Here is a 19,865-nt window from a genome sequence, read left to right as displayed (position 1 = left end):
TTTCAAGATGCAAAGATCTTTTTACAGGAAAAAACATAATAAAAACAAAATTGAAACTTAAATTGGACTTATTATTTTAAAGCGACGCTAGGTGCCACAAGGGCTGTAGAAAAAACGAACTTGATTTATGACAGAAATTTTACAACAAGTTGTCTATAAAGGTTTTTTATTGACTCGACAGAGTAAAGACACTAATAACGGAATTGAAGTCAGTTATTGGGTTGTCAATTCTGACGGCCCCATGTTATTAACATTGCCCCAACAAAGAAGTTTATTTTTCATTCAAACTGAAGATCAAGCACAAGCCATAACCACGTTAACTGAGCATAGAATCAAGGTTTCTGCTAAAGCGCTTAAACTAACCACCTTCGTTCATCAAGAAGTCACAGCGTTATACTTTGATAGAATAAAAGATCACCGCGCTGCAAATAGAGTTCTGAACCAAAATGGCATAGAAACCTACGAAGCTGACATCCAAGTACACGATAGGTTATTAATTGAAAGAAATATAACCTCAGGTATTGCCGGGTTAAGTACTGAAACAGCAAATGCCAATCATACTTTTAAAGCGTTAGCTTGCACAAAAATAACAGCTGCACCAACTGAAGTTTGTTTATCCTATTTATCGCTAGATATTGAATGCTCAATGCAAGGCGAACTCTACTCAATCGCATTACAAAATGACACCACAGAGTTAGTTTTAATGATAGGTAAGCCTGAGCCTTCAACGCTTAATATAATCTGGCTAGAAAATGAATCCGCGTTAATCCAAGCACTCATATCATCAATCCAAGAACTAGACCCTGATTTAATCATTGGCTGGAGCGTGGTTAATTTTGATTTCAGACTGTTATTTAAGCGAGCTGAGAAACACAAAATAGCATTAAATTTTGGTCGCAATAACACGAGAGCCTATTGGCGCGATAACCGAAATGACACTAACCAAGGTTTTGTCACTATTCCAGGGCGAGTCGTAATTGATGGCATAGATGCGTTGAAAACAGCAACTTATCATTTTGAAAGTTTTAGTTTAGAAAATGTATCTAGGGAGTTATTAAACAAGGGAAAGTTAATTGAAGATGTTAAGAATCGAGCCGAGCATATCACACATGACTTTCGCCACAATAAAATAAAGCTAGCCCAATATAACTTAGAAGATTGCAAACTTGTCAGTGAGATCTTTAAAAAAACTCAGCTATTCGACTTTTTAAAATTAAGGAGCCAACTAACAGGCTTGGAACTAGATAGAATAGGTGGCTCTGTAGCCGCCTTTACAAACCTCTATCTACCTAAACTACATAGAGCAGGATATGTCGCGCCCAACCTTCCGGAATCTGGAGGGCTCGCCAGTCCTGGTGGCTATGTTATGACATCGATCCCAGGACTATTTAACAATGTCCTAGTCCTTGATTTTAAAAGCCTATACCCCTCAATTATTAGAACCTTCAAAATAGATCCCATGGGCTTAGTGGAAGGGTTAAAGTCCCCTGACAACGCGATTGAAGGGTTTATCGGTGGTTTATTTTCACGAGAGAAACACTTTTTACCTGAGATTATTTCAGACCTTTGGTTACAACGCGATCAAGCTAAAAGAGATAAAGATAGTGCAAGATCTCAAGCATTAAAAATTATCATGAATTCATTCTATGGTGTACTTGGCTCTGGCGGTTGTCGCTTTTACGACAAACGCCTTGCAAGTTCAATTACCTTGCGTGGCCAGCAAATCATGCAGCAAACCGCACTATGGATAGAATCCCAAGGCTACAAAGTAATCTACGGTGATACAGACTCAACTTTTGTCTGGTTAGAAAATGTTGAATGTACAGACGAGGCAAACCAAATAGGTACAGATTTAGCTAAGTTGATCAACCAAAAGTGGCAACAAAAACTAGCCGAAGAATATCAATTAGACTGCTTTTTAGAGCTTGAATTCGAAACCCTATATCACAAGTTTTTTATGCCGACGATCCGAGGCTCTGAACTAGGCAGTAAAAAACGCTACGCAGGCCAAATTGTTAGCCAAGGTGAAACTCAACTGGTTTTTAAAGGCCTAGAAACGGTTAGAAGTGACTGGACTGAACTCGCTAGGGAGTTCCAAACTGAGCTATATAAAATGATATTTAGCGATCAAGATCCATCTGAATATATCAAAAGGGTTATCCAAGAAACCTTAGATGGCAAGCGAGATAAGCAACTTAGCTATCGTAAACGGCTAAGGCAAAAACTATCAGCTTATGTAAAAAACATCCCGCCTCAAGTGAAAGCGGCTAGATTAGCCGATCAACAAAATCAGCAATTGGGCTTGCCTATGCAGTACCAAAATAAAGGCTGGATAAAATACTTTATTACATTACAAGGGCCGCAACCAAGCGAGTATTTGACTGCTAAAATTGATTATCAGCACTACATAGATAAACAAATCAAACCGGTCGCAGAGAGTATTTTGCCATTTATTGGGTTAAACTTTAGCCAAATAGAATCTCGGCAACTAAGATTATTCTAGTAAGAAAAGCGCTATATAACCTTAACTCGGGATTAGAAATTAGCTAACTCAATTAAGATGAAACGGAAATAAATACAGGACACAAAAATGTTTAGACTCTGCTTACTATTTAGTTTGCTTACTCTACCTAGCACCATTTTATTTGCAGCCAATGCTAGTTCGCAGTTCACCAGTCATTTTTCTATTAGTGAATTAAAAAATGACAACCTAACAAATTCAATAGCTCAATCTGATAAATTAGCTGATAGTGCCAATACATTAGCATTCAGTTTTGATTACAGAAGAGAGTTCAAACTAGGCCAAATGTTTGGCGGAGGGCTTAGTCTAGAGAACATAAATTATCAAAGTTTGGACATGTATGACCAAACCAGCTCAAACCTCTATTTAGTTTATGGTTGGCAAAACAGCTTTGGTTATCTAGCGCCTTATTACTTCATCAAAGCTAGCTATCAAATCAATAACCATAGAATAGATGCCATGTCCGGCAACACTCAGACGATAACCTGGGTCATGAATAAAAGATTTACCGATGAAATACATACTCAGTTAGGTTTTGGTTATTTAGATAGGAGCGCCAACAAAACTTGGTTTAACAATTCAGAAATTAACTTATTTTTAAATGCTGATTACAATTTTTCGATCAACACATTAGCTTATGCTGGCCTAGAGTTTAAAAAAGGCAAAATAGTCAGTGCAATCAATCACGACTCTGCCGAGCAAAATAGCCTTTACTTAAGTCAAGCGGCACAATATGCTCAAAATAAGTGGCACGCTCATGAACTTAGTGAAATGTCAGGTAATGCTTGGTATCAATATAAATTATCGGCAACAACAGCTGTTTTTAACTTAGGTTTACTGACTAAAATTACGGATAAAATTAACCTAGATATTTCAGCTAGCTATGCCAAAAGCAACGCAAAAGGCTCGCTTAGTTACAGCAGCACAATTTTATCTTCTAAACTGAGCATCAATTTTTAACAGAAATAACTGAAACAAAAAATCTCGACAAAAAGGAATTAATGATGGAAAACACAGAAAATTTATTTACCGCACCAGAAGCTGAACTCGTCACTGAAAATCAAGGTTATTCAACCCCTAAAATTTTTCAAGCATCCGGCAGACTCGGCAGAGTAAGATATTTAGCGCACGCGTCTATTTCGTATTTAGTCTTACTCCCTGCGGCGGGTTTATTCGCGATCAGCGAAACACTTGGCGCGATTGGAATTGCGGTAGGTTATGCATTCATGTTTTACATAACCATAGTCGCGGGTATCAAGCGGCTTCATGACATTAATCGAAAAGGTTGGTATTTACTCTTGTTGTTCGTGCCACTCATTAATTTGATTTTAGTCTTAATACTGCTGTTTAAATCTGGAGACATAGGTGAAAACGAATACGGATTACCTGCACATCCGAATACAGCAAAAACTTGGATACTAGGTTTAGTAATGCCATTAATATTTATAATCGGTATATTAGCTGCGATTGCTGTACCCGCATATAATGACTACCTACAAGCAGCGCAAAACGCGGCGGCTTCTTAAATTAATAATCATAAACGGCTACTTACGCTGGTAAGTAAAGCTACCATCCCAGCCTGCCTCTGGCGGGCTGGTTTTAAAGTGTTTAATTCTAGCTTGGTAGAGCGAGTATAAAGACTCCGTTACCACTTTTTTCTGTCGCAAACTGTCTAACTTATCTAACGCTGCTTGCCATTGGCACTGTCGATATAAATTTAAAAACGACTGAAAATCAGATAAATAAGCTTTGGGTAAAACTTGATGTTCATTATTTAGATTTGATGTTTGATATTGCGGTGGACATAACTCGTAAATACGGCTGGCTTCGCTTTTTCCTTTCACTTTTACTTTATCTAATTCACGAACTAGCATCTCGCTACTTAATAAACTTTCGCCGGTCTCTTGTCCCAGTAAACAATAACAACCATAAACTTTGGTTAACCCTTCCAGCCGAGCAGCTAGATTAACCGAATCGCCCATCACAGTGTAAGCCATTCTAAATTCAGATCCCATATTACCTACATTCATTTGTCCTGTATTAACACCAATGCCAATTTGAATGCTCGGCCAACCGTTTGCTTGAAACTTTTTATTTATTACAGCTAACTTAGCCTGCATTTGCATCGCAGTTATGACCGCATGTCTAACATGCTCTGTATCGGCAACCGGCGCGCCCCAAAACGCCATAATGGCATCACCTATATACTTATCAATCGTACCTTTATTGCTGTGAATAATTTCGGTCATCTCAGTTAAATACAGATTCATCATTTCAGACAAGGCTTGCGGGCTTAAGCCCTCAGATATTTGCGTAAAATTGCGTATATCAGAAAACAAAACCGTCAAGGTTTTACTTTGACTCTCTAGTTGATAATGCTCTGGAGATTTAGCCATATCTGAAACTAAATCAGGTGGGACATATAAACCAAACTGCTTCACAATAGATTGTTTTTGGCGTAATTCCATCAATAAATTAAACGCAGTTAAGCTAATGAAAAGCAAGATAGTTAATACGAGTGTTGAAGCTGTCGGCACCACAATACCTTGCAACCAAAAATATTGGCTTGCCGCAATAATAGCGCCGATAACAGAAACTAAACCAAATAATTGCTTACGTGAATCAGAGCACAAGGAAATCAATAACACCACCAAGGTAGCAAATAAAATTGCGCCCACTTCAAACTTTAAAATCGCATTTGGTTGAGAGCGAATAGTGCCTTGAATAATGCCTTCGACTATATTGGCGTGCACCTCAACTCCCGGAAATGCTTTAGCAAATGGAGTTGTTCTTAAATCAAGTAAACCTGCTGCATCTGTGCCGACTAATACCGCTTTCCCTTGTAATAAACCAGCTGGAATTTTCTGCGTTAGAATGTCCAATGCCGAAAAATATTGAAAACTATATTGATAACCTAAATAGGGTACGAACACCTCTGCTCTCGAGCCGACATCAATCGTTTTATCACCTAAATTAACTGAATTTAGCACCATGTTACCTCTGCCTTGTTGATGAAAAGACAAGGTTAAGCCCTCAATATCTAGTTTTAATCGCGCAACTTCCAACGCCAAAGAGGGATAAACATACTGCCGAAAACGCTCAACAAGCGGAACTCGACGAAAGACCCCATCACTGTCTAGTAATGAGTTTTGAAAAAAGCCACTGCTTTTGGCCTGCTGATGAAAAACGGGCAGGTTGGCAATATAAGATTGTGCCGAAACTAACTGGCTTTGTTTAAGGTACTCTGGTTCAAGCGTGATCGGCGGCAAAGGGAGTTGGTTTTTATTGCTGACATCTTGGTTTTTCGCTTGCTCAAAAACTATCCCAAGCACAACATTTCTGTCTGTGAAAGATTCGGCTAACTGAGTATCAAAATCTAGTTGAGGTTTTAAGCTTTGATAAGCTTGTTGAAAAAGTTCACTTTCGGCAATTTCAGTACCCGCTAGCAGGTCTAAAACTTCTGTGGCTGTTGTATCCGATGGTTCAGAAAAAACCATATCAAAACCTAAAACTTTAATTTGATAATGCTCAAATAATGAATTAGTTAGCTGGGCAATCACATCTCTTCGCCAAGGCCATTGCCCTAATTCAGCTAGGCTTTTTTCATCTATATTGACGATAACAAGATGCTCAGATTTTGCGTCTTCGACTAGATGAAAATTAAGCCGTTGATCATATATAAAAGCTTCGAGTTTATCTATCCATTGGATTCGAGTGACACTCAAAGCATGCAATAAAATTAAGCCACATAAAACGACTGGGAATAATAAAATTCGTTTTTTGAAGGAAGAGAACAATGAACTCGCCTTATTTTCAACTTGCTAAAATTAGTTAATGTCTTATCCAGAGTTGAGATTCGTTAATATTTTTTTCTAAGATCACTATAACCCATCAAAGAAGAGAATGGTGTTGTTCTCCCGACAAGCGCTTCTATTAACATCAACTCTTCATCTTCGTGATTTTTCATCGGCGCTTCAGTAATGATTTGACCACCCTGACTATCAGCAAAAATATATCTTGCCGCATCATGATGCTTACTTGTTATCACTTCACTCGTGGCAGGATGACTAGCCGATGCAATTTTAGTTTGACCGTAACAAGTACAAACATAACTATGATCGTCTTCAGATTCAGCATAAACCCCTGTGCCTCTAATACCTATAGTTGCAGTTGTTGTTTTAATTTGGTGCTTTTCCGTACCTTGCCTTTCGCCAAATACAGATAAAATTTTGCCTTTAGTTAGCTGTAATCCAGTTTCAACCTTATCGCTGCTACCAGACAAAATAACCTTGCTATTTTCTCTGACGATATGCGCATCTTTACCCACAACAAAAATTAATTGGCTATTTGAATCTGTCTCTATCGTCGAGTTCGCTGTGACTATGGTTTTTTCTGATGCGTACTGGCCATTGACCTTAACTTTACCGCTGAGTTTAAATATAGATTCATCACTCGTTAACTGCCTTGGAACTTTACCCAAAGCATGAACCAAAGGCGCTAATAGTGCAGAACCGGCGGTAAAACCATACCCCCCCGCAATTAAAGTCTTTAGCAAAAACTCTCTACGACTTTGGCTTGATTGAAACATAGTGCACCCTCGTGTGTTGTTTGTGAGTGAGAAAATATAGGTATTTCAAATATTTTGTATCAGCTAGTGTTTAAGTTAGCCCGTTTTTGAGTAAAACAAAACAAAGCATTTAAAAATTAGCTTATAAAATGAGACTGGCTATTGACCATTTTTCTTTCACAGCAATGTTAGAAAGGGTCTAAAAGCCTTATTTTTAGCCAGTTGGCTTGTTTTTATTCAATTGTTATGGTATTTATATGCCCCTAAATGAGCATATAGAGCTTTACAGGTTTTATTTTGGTATGAATATTCGCATTCTGATTAAATTAGTCGTCATCGTGGTGGTGTTACCATCGCGGGGGATTTGTACGATTTAAGCAGAGTGTAAACGGCCAAATCAAACCCCCGCATCGAAAGATTCGGGGGTTTTTTATTATCTATTGCAAATTATTTTGATTAGGTATTTGGCTGTCAGCAAAGAAAAGGGTTGATAATGACCGGCGCACAACTGGTTTTAAAAGTTTTACAACAGCACGGTGTACAGCACATATTTGGTTATCCAGGTGGTGCTATCATGCCAATTTACGATGCTTTGTACGATTCAGACGTTAAGCATTTTTTATCTAGACACGAGCAAGGCGCTGCATTTGCAGCTGTTGGCTATGCGCGAACCACCGGTAAAGTTGGCGTCTGCATGGCAACATCTGGCCCGGGTGCGACTAACCTAGTAACAGGTTTAGCCGATGCTATGATGGATTCAGTTCCAGTCGTTGCTATTACAGGTCAGGTTTTTAGCAGCCTAATCGGTACTGATGCGTTCCAAGAAATGGACGTATTAGGTATGTCGTTATCAATCACTAAACAAAGCTTTTTAGTTCAATCATTAGATGAACTTGCAGACATCTTGCATCAAGCATTTGAAGTGGCTCAGTCTGGTCGTCCTGGTCCTGTATTAGTAGACATACCAAAAGATATCCAAATTGGTGCTGTTGATTTTGAACCTTATGCGCTACCAGAAAAAACATTTGAGCCTGTCGCAGATTGCGATATCGCTAAAGCACGAGATTTAATCGGCGCAGCAAAAAAACCTTTGTTTTATGTTGGCGGTGGTGTGGGTTTAGCAGATGCTATTGACGAATTACAAGATTTGTTAGATGCAACTCAAATCCCAGCTATCTCAACCTTAAAAGCATTAGGTACGGTACCAAGCGATTACCCATACAACTTAGGTTTTGTTGGTATGCATGGTAACCAAGCTGCAAACCATGCTGTACAAGAATGTGATTTATTAATTTGTACCGGCGCTCGATTTGATGATCGTGTAACAGGTAAACTGGATACTTTCGCACCACATGCTAAAGTTATTCACCTTGATATTGATCCTGCTGAGATAGACAAACTACGCAAAGCTGACATTTCTATTTTAGGTGATTTCAAACAAATATTACCTGCGTTAAAAGCAACGCCAGAAATTTCAGCTTGGCAACAAGATGCGATTGAATCAATCGCTAAATATGCATGGCGCTATGATTATCCAAATGAAGATATTTATGCGCCTGCATTACTGAATAAATTAAGTAAAGCTTTACCATATGATCACGTAGTCAGCTGTGATGTTGGCCAACACCAAATGTGGGTTGCACAACACATGCAGTTCACCTCACCACGTAATCACTTATCAAGTGGTGGCGCGGGTACTATGGGATTTGGTTTACCTGCAGCAATTGGCGTTCAAGTTGCTCGTCCAGATACTACCTCTGTTGTCGTATCTGGCGACGGTTCATTCATGATGAATGTTCAAGAGCTTGGCACAATAAAACGATTTAATTTACCAGTTAAAATCGTGCTACTAGACAACCAAAGATTAGGCATGGTTAAGCAATGGCAAGAGTTATTCTTTGAAGAAAGATACTCAGAGACAAACTTAAGCGATAACCCAGACTTTTTAACCTTAGCTAAGGCATTTGATATTCCTTCGGTAAGTATAAGTAAAGCAGATGAAGTAGATGCTGCAATTGAACAACTAGTAAACAGCGAAGGTGCATTTTTACTACATGTTCAAATTGATGACAAAGCCAATGTTTGGCCATTAGTTCCGCCAGGCAAAGCTAACCACGACATGATAGAGGGCGCATAATGACACACACAATTAATTTAAAAGCACACAACCGACCAGAAGTTATGGAAAGAGTTTTACGTGTTGTCCGCCACCGTGGTTTTGCGCTACAACAAATGTCAATGCAGCAATGCGATATAAATCAAGAAGTTAATATCACACTAAACGTAACAGGCGAACGTTGTATAAACAACCTAGAGTTACAATTGAGCAAGTTGTACGACGTTTCACATATCGAACTAGAAGCTGCGACTGCGATCAAATCTGCGGTTGCTATGAATGCTTAATTAAAAAGAGACGAGTATATGAGTGCACCTAATTTTCCTGAATTAATTTGGTTCAACGGTAAGATAATTCCATGGCAAGAAGCGACAGTTCACATTGTCTGTCATGCGATTCATTACGGTTCATCTGTATTTGAAGGTGTACGTTGTTATGACACGCCCAAAGGGCCTGCCATTTTTCGTTTAGATGAACATACTCGTCGCTTATTTGATTCAGCAAAAATTTATCGCTTTGAAATTCCTTTCACGCATGAAGAAATAAACCAAGGCTGTAAAGACATAGTTCGTGATAACGGCTTAAAATCAGCTTATTTAAGACCTTTCGCTTTTATGGGCGCACATGGCTTAGGTTTAAATCCACCTAAAGTGCCATTAGAAACCTCTATTATAGCGTTAAACTGGGGTTCTTATTTAGGCGAAGAATCACTTGAACAAGGTGTCGATGCCGCGATTACCTCTTGGAATAGATTAGCCCCTAACACTATGCCAACAGGTGCCAAAGCTGGTGGTAATTACTTATCTTCGATTTTAATTACCACAGAAGCTAAACGCCACGGTTACGTAGAAGGTATTGGCTTAGATCAAAACGGCTGCATCTCTGAAGGTGCTGGTGAAAACATTTTCGTTGTCCGTGACGGCGTTATAAGTACACCACCAACCACAAGTGGTATTTTACCTGGTATCACTCGCAGTACATTGATGACATTAGCTGCTGAACGCGGCTATAAAGTTCAAGAACAAGCGATTCCGCGTGAAGCCTTATATCTTGCAGATGAAGTATTCATGTGTGGTACAGCCGCAGAAGTAGTTCCAGTTCGCAGCGTTGACCAAATTCAAGTTGGCAATGGCAAGCGTGGTCCAATCACTGAATTATTGCAAGCGGATTACTTCGGCTTGTTTAACGGCAAAACAGAAGACAAATGGGGCTGGTTAAGTTATATAAATGAATAAATCATTTAGCCTAACAACTCAGTTCAGCAACTGGTTAATTAACACTTAACTAGAGACAAATTATTATAAAGCAGGCTTTCGCCTGCTTTATTGCAGATAAGCACAAATTACAATCTAACGTATCAACGCCATTACTAGCAGCAAACCGGCGAAATACACAGATATAAACTGGAGAAGATAATGCCAAAATTAAGATCCGCAACGACGACTCAAGGCCGAAATATGGCAGGTGCACGCGCATTATGGCGTGCAACAGGTATGAAAGACGAAGATTTTAAAAAGCCAATTATCGCGGTTTCGAACTCTTTCACTCAGTTTGTACCAGGCCATGTACACTTAAAAGATATGGGCCAATTAGTTGCTCGTAGCATTGAAGCAGCAGGCGGCGTTGCAAAAGAATTTAACACTATCGCAGTTGACGATGGTATCGCAATGGGCCACGGCGGTATGCTTTACAGCTTACCATCACGTGATTTAATTGCTGATTCAGTTGAATACATGGTTAATGCACACTGTGCTGATGCGATTGTTTGTATCTCAAACTGTGACAAAATCACCCCAGGGATGTTAATGGCGTCAATGCGCTTAAATATTCCAGTAATCTTTGTATCTGGTGGCCCAATGGAAGCGGGTAAAACTAAGCTTTCAGATCAAATCATCAAACTCGATTTAGTTGATGCCATGATTCAAGGTGCCGATCCAACTGTTTCTGACGAACAAAGCAACGAAGTAGAACGTTCAGCTTGTCCAACTTGTGGCTCTTGTTCAGGTATGTTCACGGCAAACTCAATGAACTGTTTAACTGAAGCATTAGGTTTATCTTTACCGGGTAACGGTTCAATGCTGGCGACACATGCTGACCGTGAAAACTTATTCAAACAAGCAGGTACTCGCATTGTTGAATTATGTGAGCAATATTACTTCAACGATGACGACTCAGTATTACCGCGTAATATCGCCAATCGTGGTGCGTTTGAAAATGCAATGGCACTTGATATTGCAATGGGTGGCTCAACCAATACGGTTTTACATTTAATTGCAGCTGCGCAAGAAGGCGGTATTGATTTTGACTTAGCCGCAATTGACGCTATGTCTCGTCGCATTCCAAATTTAAGTAAAGTTGCACCTGCAACGCAAAAATATCACATGGAAGATGTTCACCGTGCTGGTGGCGTAATAGGTTTATTAGCCGAATTAAACCGTGGTGGATTATTAAACAAAGACGCTCGCCATGTTTTAGGTGGCACAATTGAAGACGTGTTTGCTAAATGGGATATCATGACCACAACTGATGAGTCAGTTAAAGAATTCTACCGAGCTGGCCCTGCAGGTATTCGTACCACTCAAGCTTTCTCACAAAGCTGTCGCTGGCCAACCCTAGATGACGATCGTGAAAATGGATGTATCCGCAGTATCGAACACGCATACAGTAAAGATGGTGGTTTAGCCGTTTTAACAGGTAACATTGCCGTTGATACTTGTATCGTTAAAACAGCTGGTGTTGACGAATCTTGTTTAACATTCAAAGGTCCAGCTGTTGTATTTGAAAGCCAAGATGACGCAGTTGAAGGCATTTTAGGCGACAAAGTAAAAGCCGGTGACGTAGTTGTAATTCGTTACGAAGGTCCTAAAGGTGGTCCAGGTATGCAAGAAATGCTTTACCCTACTACTTTCTTAAAATCTAAAGGCCTAGGTAAAGCTTGTGCATTGATAACAGATGGTCGCTTCTCAGGTGGTACTTCAGGTTTATCTATCGGCCATGTTTCACCAGAAGCAGCAAGCGGCGGTACAATTGGTTTAGTTAAAGATGGCGACATCATAGCGATAGATATCCCTAACCGTTCGATTGAGCTAGAAGTAAGCGAAGAAGAGTTAGCGACTCGACGTGCAGCACAAGATGCAAAAGGCTGGCAGCCAGAAAATCGTGAACGTGAAGTATCGTTCGCGTTAAAAACTTTCGGCTTCTTTGCAACAAGTGCTGATAAAGGCGCCGTTCGCGATCGCAGCATTTTAGAAAAATAAACAACTCCAAACCTATCGCCCTAAATTGAATCAGTTCAATTTAGGGCTTCAATTCAGCTAGAAAATCATTACTAACCTAACGGAAATAGCATGAGCTCAGACACCACAAGCGCACCAGAGTATCTACGTAAAATTTTGCTCGCGCCAGTTTATGATGTTGCACGCAACACAGATTTAAACTTTATGCCGAGTTTGTCAGAACGAATTGGTCACGACATTTGGCTAAAACGGGAAGATCAGCAACCGGTTAAATCATTTAAATTACGTGGCGCATACAACAAAATAGCTAACTTGTCTGAACAAGCTAAAAACCGAGGTGTAATTACAGCATCAGCTGGAAACCATGCTCAAGGCGTGGCGTTATCTGCAAACCGTATGCAAGTAAAAGCGACGATTTGTATGCCTGAAACCACACCAGATATCAAAGTGGATGCAGTACGCAGCTTTGGTGGTGATTGGGTAGATATTGTCCTAATCGGTAAAAGCTTTGACGTTGCTAGCCAACATGCACAGCAACTGGCGCAAGAGCAAGGTTATACTTATGTTCCACCATTTGATGATCCAGATGTGATTGCAGGGCAAGGAACAATAGCGAAAGAATTATTCGATGAAAAACGTGATTTAGATATTGTCTTTATTGCAGTTGGCGGTGGTGGTTTAGCTGCTGGTATTGCGGTATATCTAAAACAACTTAAGCCAAATATAAAAATTGTCGCAGTTGAATCAGATGAATCGGCTTGCTTACAAAAAGCACTAACGCATGGCGAACCAACGCCGCTCGACAAAGTCGGTATATTCGCAGATGGTGTTGCAGTAAAGATTATCGGCAAAGAACCTTTCCGTTTATGCCAACAGTATGTTGACGAAGTTATCACAGTAACTAGTGATGAGCTTTGCGCAGCTACTAAAGATATTTTTGATGATACCAGAGCTATTGCCGAACCTGCTGGTGCCTTATCGGTTGCCGGTATCAAAAAGTGGCTAGCCAATAACCCTGAAGCCAGCCAAAACAAACTGCAAATTGCAGGTATTTTATGTGGCGCTAATATCAATTTTCACACGCTTAGATATGTATCAGAGCGCGCAGAGTTAGGTGAGAAAAAAGAAGCTATCATAGCGGCAACCATTCCTGAAGAAAAAGGCGCATTTAGAAAATTCTGTGAGATCTTAGGTGGACGAGCCATTACAGAATTCAATTACAGATACGCACCAAGTAGTTCAGCACATATTTACGTCGGTTTAAAACTCCGTCGTGGCGAAGATGAATTACAAGAAGTATTAGCCGAGCTAAAACAAAACAACATTGACTGGTTTGATTTATCTGATAATGAAGTCGCTAAACAACATGTGCGCTATATGGTTGGCGGCAGAGCGCCAGAACTAACTAACGAGCGTTTATTTAGCTTCGATTTCCCTGAGTACCCAGGGGCATTATTAAGCTTTTTACAAACACTTGGAGAGCGTTGGAATATCACTTTATTCCATTACCGCAACCACAGTGCAGCCAGTGGTATGGTATTAACCGGATTTGATGTTAAAGACAGTGACATGGCTGAGTTTACTAGCCATATCACTAAGATAGGTTATCAATTTAGGGATGAAAGCGAAAACCCTGCCTATCAGTTCTTTTTAAAATAAAGTAGACCTTTATTTTATTGTCTAACATGTCACGAGCTTAAGCTTAGCTTAGCTTAGCTTGGCTCGTTACCAACCTTCCACTTAATATTACAACCAATTGAAGCAAGTTGCTCCGTTGGCACTGGCTTGCCTGCAACAATTGCATCTAAGGCTTGGCTTAAATCTTTACCTGTTGACGGATTAACGCTTGAATCATAATTGCCAGATGAAATTCTATGTGGGCGAGAAGCGTCAAACTGGCCACGATAAACTAGCTTTAAATTAGCATCAAATGCATAAATATCTGGTGTACAGGCTGCATCATAAGCCTTGGCAACACTTTGGTCTGCGTCAATCAAATAAGGAAAATTATAACCGCGCGCTGCTTTTTCCTTGATCATATTTTCAAAGCTATCTGCTGGATAAGTTTCGGTGTCGTTGCTATTAATTGCAATAAACTGAACACCTTGGCTCGCATACGCTTTAGCCATTTTAGCGATCTGAGGAGCAATATGTATCACGTATGGGCAATGGTTACAGATAAACATCACAACCGTCGCTTTATCGCCTTTAACTTCAGTAAGCTTAGTAAAAGAACCTTCTGTGTTTTTTAATTCAAACTCTGGAGCAGATGAACCTAAATCCATCATGTTGGAAGCTGTCATAACCATGCGATAAATCCTATAAAAATTTTGATGGCTAATTCTAACGTTTTTTATGCCAAAAAAGGAAAACATCTGTAGTATTAAGTTTAAACTTATCTATTCACTCAACAAAAGTATTTATGACCCCAACAGAACAAACCAAACAATGGCTCGAAAAAGTAGTGATAGGCCTAAACTTATGCCCATTTGCTAAAAAGCCACACATGAAAAAGCAAATCCGAATACAAGAAACTCACGCACTCAAGCAGCAAGATCTATTAATGGATTTAGCTGCAGAAATAGAGCTGTTAGAAAAAGATACTAAGATAGAAACCAGCATACTGGTTATTACTCAACAGCTTGAAGATTTTTACGATTACAATGATTTTTTAGATACCGCCGACCAACTAATAGATGACAACAATTGGCGTGGCGAATTTCAGGTAGCGAGTTTTCACCCTGACTACCAATTTGCAGGAACAGATAAAGACGACGCCGAAAACTTAACCAATCGTTCGCCTTTCCCTTTGCTACATATACTGCGTGAATCCAGTTTAGATATAGCGGTAGAAACCCACCCAGATGTCGACCAAATTCCAGAAGACAATATACAAAAAATGCGGACACTCTCGGTTGAAGATAAGCAAAAGCTATTTAGTTACTTACCAGAGTAAAACGAAATTATGAATAAAAGCGATTACCAAAAGCATCTTACAAACCTGCAAATAGAATTAGTCAAACTTCAGCACTGGGTTAAGTTAAAAAACTTAAAAGTCGTTGTGATATTTGAAGGAAGAGATGCTTCAGGTAAAGGCGGGATGATAAAAACGATTAGCGAAAAGCTCAATCCACGACAAGTAAAAACAATCGCCCTGCCAGCCCCAACTGAGAGAGAAAAAACTCAGTGGTACTTTCAACGCTATGTTCAACACTTGCCCGCCGCAGGAGAAATATGTTTATTTGATCGCAGTTGGTATAACCGAGCTGGGGTTGAAAAAGTAATGGGCTTTTGCTCCGATGAGGAATATTCATATTTTTTAACTAATTGCGCCCATTTTGAAAAAATGCTGATAGATTCTGGCATTATTTTAATTAAGTACTGGTTATCTGTTTCAGCCGACGAGCAAGAAAAGCGATTTAAATCTCGCTTAAACGATCCCATAAAACGATGGAAATTCAGCCAAATGGACTTAAAAGCGAGAGAAAAATGGGCAGATTACAGCCAAGCAAAACTAGCCATGTTAGCCGCGACAGATACTCAGGCAAGTCCTTGGCATATGGTAGAAGCAGACAATAAAAAACTTGCTAGACTAAACTGTATATCTCACTTACTGAGCCAATTCGACTACCAAGAAACCAGTTTCGAACAAATACAATTACCCAAAGTAGAAAAAACGGGTTATGCCGATAGTAAACCCGCCAGTTCAAAATACATAGCCAAACAGTATAAATAGTAGCTAGCTGGGCATGGGTGATATTTTACAGAAATTCCAGAAGGTAAAAGCGGCTCGGTTTCGTTTCGCTTCACATTTTAGCCAACTAGTAATAGCTCCTTCGTGGAGCGTTAGGTAATATCTCATGGTTGACTTACTAAACCCAAATTTAAGAGCTCGAGATTTGAGAAAGCTTGTTGAGCCTCATTTATTTGAAGTAAATTGGGAAAATGGTGTTGATGAAACCAGTGAGTGGGTAGTAGCGTCATTTGAAGAGCCGAAACATGAAGAAAACCTAGTATCTTGGTTAGAGAATAAAAAAATCTCTTCAACAACTGAATTAATTATCACCGATTTATCTTGGTCAAACTTACATTATTTAAATTGGTCAGAGTTTTTACCTGAGCTGCCTGTGTATTTCCGTGATCAACAAGTTTTGGCTATATCATCAAATCGGAGTTGGATACTTGAATATGCGCCACAACAAATAGCTAGGTTTGGACGTTGGGTAAAAAATTAACCAACAAAACAGGATCCTTAAGAAAACATTAAATCAATAGGTTAAAGCCTGTCCACCTCCTATTCACACTGTTAGCTTATTCATTTTTGATCGATAGCTAAACCCAATCAAAGCCTACTACAACAATTGTGTTAAGTTCAGATAACTGTTCTTTTTGAGGCATTTTATTGCTTATAAACAGATCCCATCCTAGGATTCGTGTAACAATCACTATCGTTTACTTTTCGTCCAAGTTTAAATATGTAAGTATAACTTTTTAGTTAAGTGTTTTATGGGAGGGCCTTATTAAATTTTTATTCGTTATATTGTTTTTCGCTGCGCCCTTTTCAGTTACCGCTGAAAAATCTCAGCCAAAACAAGTGCGTATGATAGCAATTGATGAAGCTAAAGGTGTCTCAGTCGCTGAACGCATGTTAACTTATATTTACGCAAAAATTGATTATAAAATCGATATAGTACGTATGCCAGCTAAAAGAGCTGAGCGAGAAAGTCGTCAGGGAAATTTAGATGGTGAATTGTTGCGGGTAAAAGATTTTGCTAAACATAAACCCTTGCTTTTGAGAGTACCCACACCTGTTTCTTCAATTGATATTCAAGCCTTTAGTCACCGAGACTCTAAAGTTTTAATAGAAAATATCAATAGCTTATCAAATTACACTTTGGCTTATACCCGAGGGCGAAAGTATGCAGACCCATTTAAAAACATTGCTAAACAAGACCATGCATTAACCTCAATTAAGAGCTTGATGCAATTTATTCACTTGCGCAGAGCGGATATAGCGATTGTTGATAGATTCACAGCACTTGTCGCATTAAAAACACTTAAAATTAATGATGTAGAAGCAGTCGGCCCAATACTTGAAAAACGTTATGTTTATCATTTTTTACATAAAAAGCATGAAAAGTTAGTCGGTTTACTAAATGAAGTTTTAATTGAAATGCAGCAGTCTGGTGAGTTAGAGCAACTAAAAAAGATACTCGAAGCTGAATACTTAGCTTCTCTTTAATAACTTAATAAGCTTCCTAAATAATATTCCATCTGTATATCCCAACCGTCTTAAACCAAAAATTAAAATCAAACGACTGATGACTCTTCATCTTCTAACCCGCTCCTTTAAATAGTGGAGAGAATGTTGACGTGGTAAAGCCACACATTTATTTCACCTTAATTATTTAGCCTTAATTATTTTGTTACCATGAAGTGTATAATGTTAACAATTTTAAATAAGGGAAGAATAAGTAATGGCTTTAAAGAATAAGATTATGCTTGTGATTGCACTTGGAGTAACAGGCTGCAGCACTACAGACATGACAACTAACATGACCAAAAGCAAGATTGTTTTTAATGACGTATCTCAACAAGTTGGATTGATAACTGAAGCAAATTGGAAGTATGGTGGCCCCACTATTGCTGATATCAATAATGACGGTCACTACGATTTGTTATTAACCAATCATAATACGACGCCAATTGAATTATTTATGGCTAATGGTGATGGCACTTATCGTAAAAATAAGGATATTTACCCAATAGTAGATTTGCACGGAATCGCAGCTGGTGATTATGACCTAGATGGAGATCAGGATGTATTGATTTCGTTAGGAGGAGGTAACGGCACAACACCACAACCACAAAGATTATTGCGCAACGATAATGGTGAATTTACCGATGTCACAGTTGAAGCTGGTTTATCGGAAATGGGCGCGCGTGGTCGTGCAGTGCGCTGGGTTGATATAGACAACGACGGCGACTTAGACTTTATGCAAGTGAATGCCGAAAAAATGATCAGTGAAGATGTGCCGCGCAACATACTGTTTGAAAACCTAGGAAACGGTAAGTTTGTTTACCGAGCGAGTTCTGGTTTTGAAGATATCGACGCTGAAAGAGTGTTAATTACCGATTTTAACAATGACGGTAAATTTGATTTAATTGCCTTTAATGCCTACCACGCCACATCTATATGGCAAGGTAACGGAGACTTTAATTTTAAAGACGTTACTGCTGAAGTATTCCCTCAAGCGCCTGATGGTTACCATGGCGTATTAACCGCAGCACAAGCAGATATAGATAACGACGGCGATTTAGATTACTACTTTGCCCGTGGCAAGTTGTACTACACTATTGCCAATAATGCGATCTCCTTTAATAAACAAAAAAGACGATTAGATCTACGCGACGAAGGCAATAAAAGCCAAGATGGCTTAACTTTACATGCCAACGGTGACTTAACCTTAACCGATTTCTCCCATTTTCCACGCGCTAAGCGAATGGAGTTTATGCCGGTTTATTTAGGTGAAAGTAAATCTCAAATAACCACACCAGCACAAGCCGTGAGTATTAGCCAACAGCAAGCACAAGGTTTTCCAACTGAAATTACCGAAACTGGCTGGTATATAGGTTATCTTGGTAACGGTGAGTGGCGTGTAGAATGGAAATTAACAGATAATCTTGCATGGGATATACGTGCATCATTCTCAGGTGTTGAAGATTATAAAGCTGATTGGATTCCACAAAGCTTAGGTTTATCAGACGTGTTATTACGAAACGATAACGGCAAATTTGTAGATATATCTGAAAATTTACCTAGTGTCTCGCAAGACAATAACTGGGGAGTAGTAACAGGTGACTTTAATAACGACAGCTTAGCTGATTTTTTTGTTTATCGTTTTGGTGAATTAAAAGAGCGCGTCACAGATGCATTATTTATCAATCAAGGCAACAACCAATTTAAAGCACAAATGCAGCATGGCGCTGCGACTGAATTAGGCATGGATTCGCACGGTGATATGGGCGCAGCTTTTGACTACGACTTTGATGGCAAGCTAGATTTATTAAGTGGCGATGACGACAATGGTCGTTGGCATTTATACCAAAATCAAACAGACCTGACAGGTATGAATTCTTTATTATTGCGAGTTGGTTACTCTGCCACTGGTATTGATCCTTTAGGCGCAAAAGTCACTGTCACAACGGCTGACAGCCAACAGTTTCAATTAATTGGTTCGCACAGTGCATCGCATTCGCAAAGTGTTATGAATATATGCCACTTTGGTTTAGCCAAAGCAAATCAGGTTGAAAAAATTACCGTTGTATGGCGTGACGGTAGCACTCAAACCATGGAAGATGTTGGGATAAATGAAATGCAGCGTATTGGACAATTTAATTAGCTAATTACTCAATATCAAGCTG

General features: G+C 39.3%; 16 protein-coding genes. 13 read left to right on the top strand and 3 right to left on the bottom strand.

Annotated features, from left to right (window positions below):
• The first annotated feature begins 127 nt into the window (after window positions 1-127).
• The 3 genes from XM47_RS06330 to XM47_RS06320 all read left to right on the top strand — a co-directional run bounded on the left by XM47_RS06330 (window position 128) and on the right by XM47_RS06320 (window position 4,047).
• Complete coding sequence (locus tag XM47_RS06330; RefSeq protein ID WP_048690850.1) at window positions 128-2,503, top strand: DNA polymerase II; 2,376 nt, start codon at window positions 128-130, stop codon at window positions 2,501-2,503.
• Between the two features lie 87 nt (window positions 2,504-2,590).
• Window positions 2,591-3,481 carry a hypothetical protein gene (locus tag XM47_RS06325; RefSeq protein WP_048690847.1) on the top strand — a complete coding sequence of 297 codons (891 nt, stop codon included), beginning with the start codon at window positions 2,591-2,593 and terminating at the stop codon, window positions 3,479-3,481.
• A 44-nt stretch (window positions 3,482-3,525) separates the two neighbouring features.
• Complete coding sequence (locus XM47_RS06320; protein ID WP_048690845.1) at window positions 3,526-4,047, top strand: DUF805 domain-containing protein; 522 nt, start codon at window positions 3,526-3,528, stop codon at window positions 4,045-4,047.
• Window positions 4,048-4,065: 18 nt separating this feature from the next.
• On the opposite strand, the gene XM47_RS06315 is transcribed toward XM47_RS06320, so the two are convergent.
• Window positions 4,066-6,318, bottom strand: a complete 2,253-nt coding sequence (locus XM47_RS06315) for a CHASE2 domain-containing protein (RefSeq protein ID WP_048690844.1) — start codon at window positions 6,316-6,318, stop codon at window positions 4,066-4,068.
• Window positions 6,319-6,380: 62 nt separating this feature from the next.
• On the bottom strand, window positions 6,381-7,109 hold the full coding sequence (locus XM47_RS06310) for a FecR domain-containing protein (RefSeq protein WP_048690842.1): 729 nt from the start codon (window positions 7,107-7,109) through the stop codon (window positions 6,381-6,383).
• Between the two features lie 472 nt (window positions 7,110-7,581).
• Between XM47_RS06310 and ilvG the strand changes: the two genes are divergently transcribed.
• The 5 genes from ilvG to ilvA all read left to right on the top strand — a co-directional run bounded on the left by ilvG (window position 7,582) and on the right by ilvA (window position 14,099).
• Window positions 7,582-9,225 carry an acetolactate synthase 2 catalytic subunit gene (gene ilvG / locus XM47_RS06305; RefSeq protein WP_048690840.1) on the top strand — a complete coding sequence of 548 codons (1,644 nt, stop codon included), beginning with the start codon at window positions 7,582-7,584 and terminating at the stop codon, window positions 9,223-9,225.
• Window positions 9,225-9,491, top strand: coding sequence for an acetolactate synthase 2 small subunit (gene ilvM, locus XM47_RS06300; protein ID WP_048690838.1), 267 nt, complete (start codon window positions 9,225-9,227; stop codon window positions 9,489-9,491). The genes ilvG and ilvM overlap by 1 nt, the downstream gene beginning before the upstream one ends.
• A gap of 18 nt (window positions 9,492-9,509) precedes the next feature.
• Complete coding sequence (locus XM47_RS06295) at window positions 9,510-10,439, top strand: branched-chain amino acid transaminase (protein WP_048690836.1); 930 nt, start codon at window positions 9,510-9,512, stop codon at window positions 10,437-10,439.
• A 180-nt stretch (window positions 10,440-10,619) separates the two neighbouring features.
• A complete protein-coding gene (gene ilvD / locus XM47_RS06290; protein ID WP_048690833.1) occupies window positions 10,620-12,461 on the top strand; it encodes a dihydroxy-acid dehydratase in 1,842 nt (613 codons plus the stop codon).
• Window positions 12,462-12,551: 90 nt separating this feature from the next.
• Window positions 12,552-14,099, top strand: coding sequence for a threonine ammonia-lyase, biosynthetic (gene ilvA / locus XM47_RS06285; RefSeq protein ID WP_048690831.1), 1,548 nt, complete (start codon window positions 12,552-12,554; stop codon window positions 14,097-14,099).
• A 53-nt stretch (window positions 14,100-14,152) separates the two neighbouring features.
• Here ilvA and XM47_RS06280 read toward each other — a convergent pair whose 3' ends face one another.
• Window positions 14,153-14,743 carry a thioredoxin family protein gene (locus XM47_RS06280; protein ID WP_245623428.1) on the bottom strand — a complete coding sequence of 197 codons (591 nt, stop codon included), beginning with the start codon at window positions 14,741-14,743 and terminating at the stop codon, window positions 14,153-14,155.
• A 119-nt stretch (window positions 14,744-14,862) separates the two neighbouring features.
• Between XM47_RS06280 and XM47_RS06275 the strand changes: the two genes are divergently transcribed.
• From XM47_RS06275 to XM47_RS06255, 5 genes are all read left to right on the top strand, one after another.
• On the top strand, window positions 14,863-15,396 hold the full coding sequence (locus XM47_RS06275) for a DUF1415 domain-containing protein (protein WP_048690828.1): 534 nt from the start codon (window positions 14,863-14,865) through the stop codon (window positions 15,394-15,396).
• A 9-nt stretch (window positions 15,397-15,405) separates the two neighbouring features.
• Entirely contained in the window at window positions 15,406-16,176 is a 771-nt protein-coding gene (ppk2, locus tag XM47_RS06270) for a polyphosphate kinase 2 (RefSeq protein WP_048690826.1), read from the top strand.
• 124 nt (window positions 16,177-16,300) lie between these two features.
• Window positions 16,301-16,675, top strand: a complete 375-nt coding sequence (locus XM47_RS06265; protein WP_048690825.1) for a hypothetical protein — start codon at window positions 16,301-16,303, stop codon at window positions 16,673-16,675.
• A 365-nt stretch (window positions 16,676-17,040) separates the two neighbouring features.
• Window positions 17,041-17,682, top strand: a complete 642-nt coding sequence (locus XM47_RS06260) for a substrate-binding periplasmic protein (RefSeq protein ID WP_149865467.1) — start codon at window positions 17,041-17,043, stop codon at window positions 17,680-17,682.
• A gap of 235 nt (window positions 17,683-17,917) precedes the next feature.
• A complete protein-coding gene (locus XM47_RS06255) occupies window positions 17,918-19,843 on the top strand; it encodes a CRTAC1 family protein (RefSeq protein WP_048690822.1) in 1,926 nt (641 codons plus the stop codon).
• Window positions 19,844-19,865: the final 22 nt, after the last annotated feature.

Source organism: Catenovulum maritimum (assembly GCF_001050375.1).
Lineage (GTDB): Bacteria > Pseudomonadota > Gammaproteobacteria > Enterobacterales > Alteromonadaceae > Catenovulum > Catenovulum maritimum.
The sequence above is the reverse complement of the archived record's forward strand: the minus strand, read 5'-3'. Positions and strand labels throughout refer to the sequence as shown.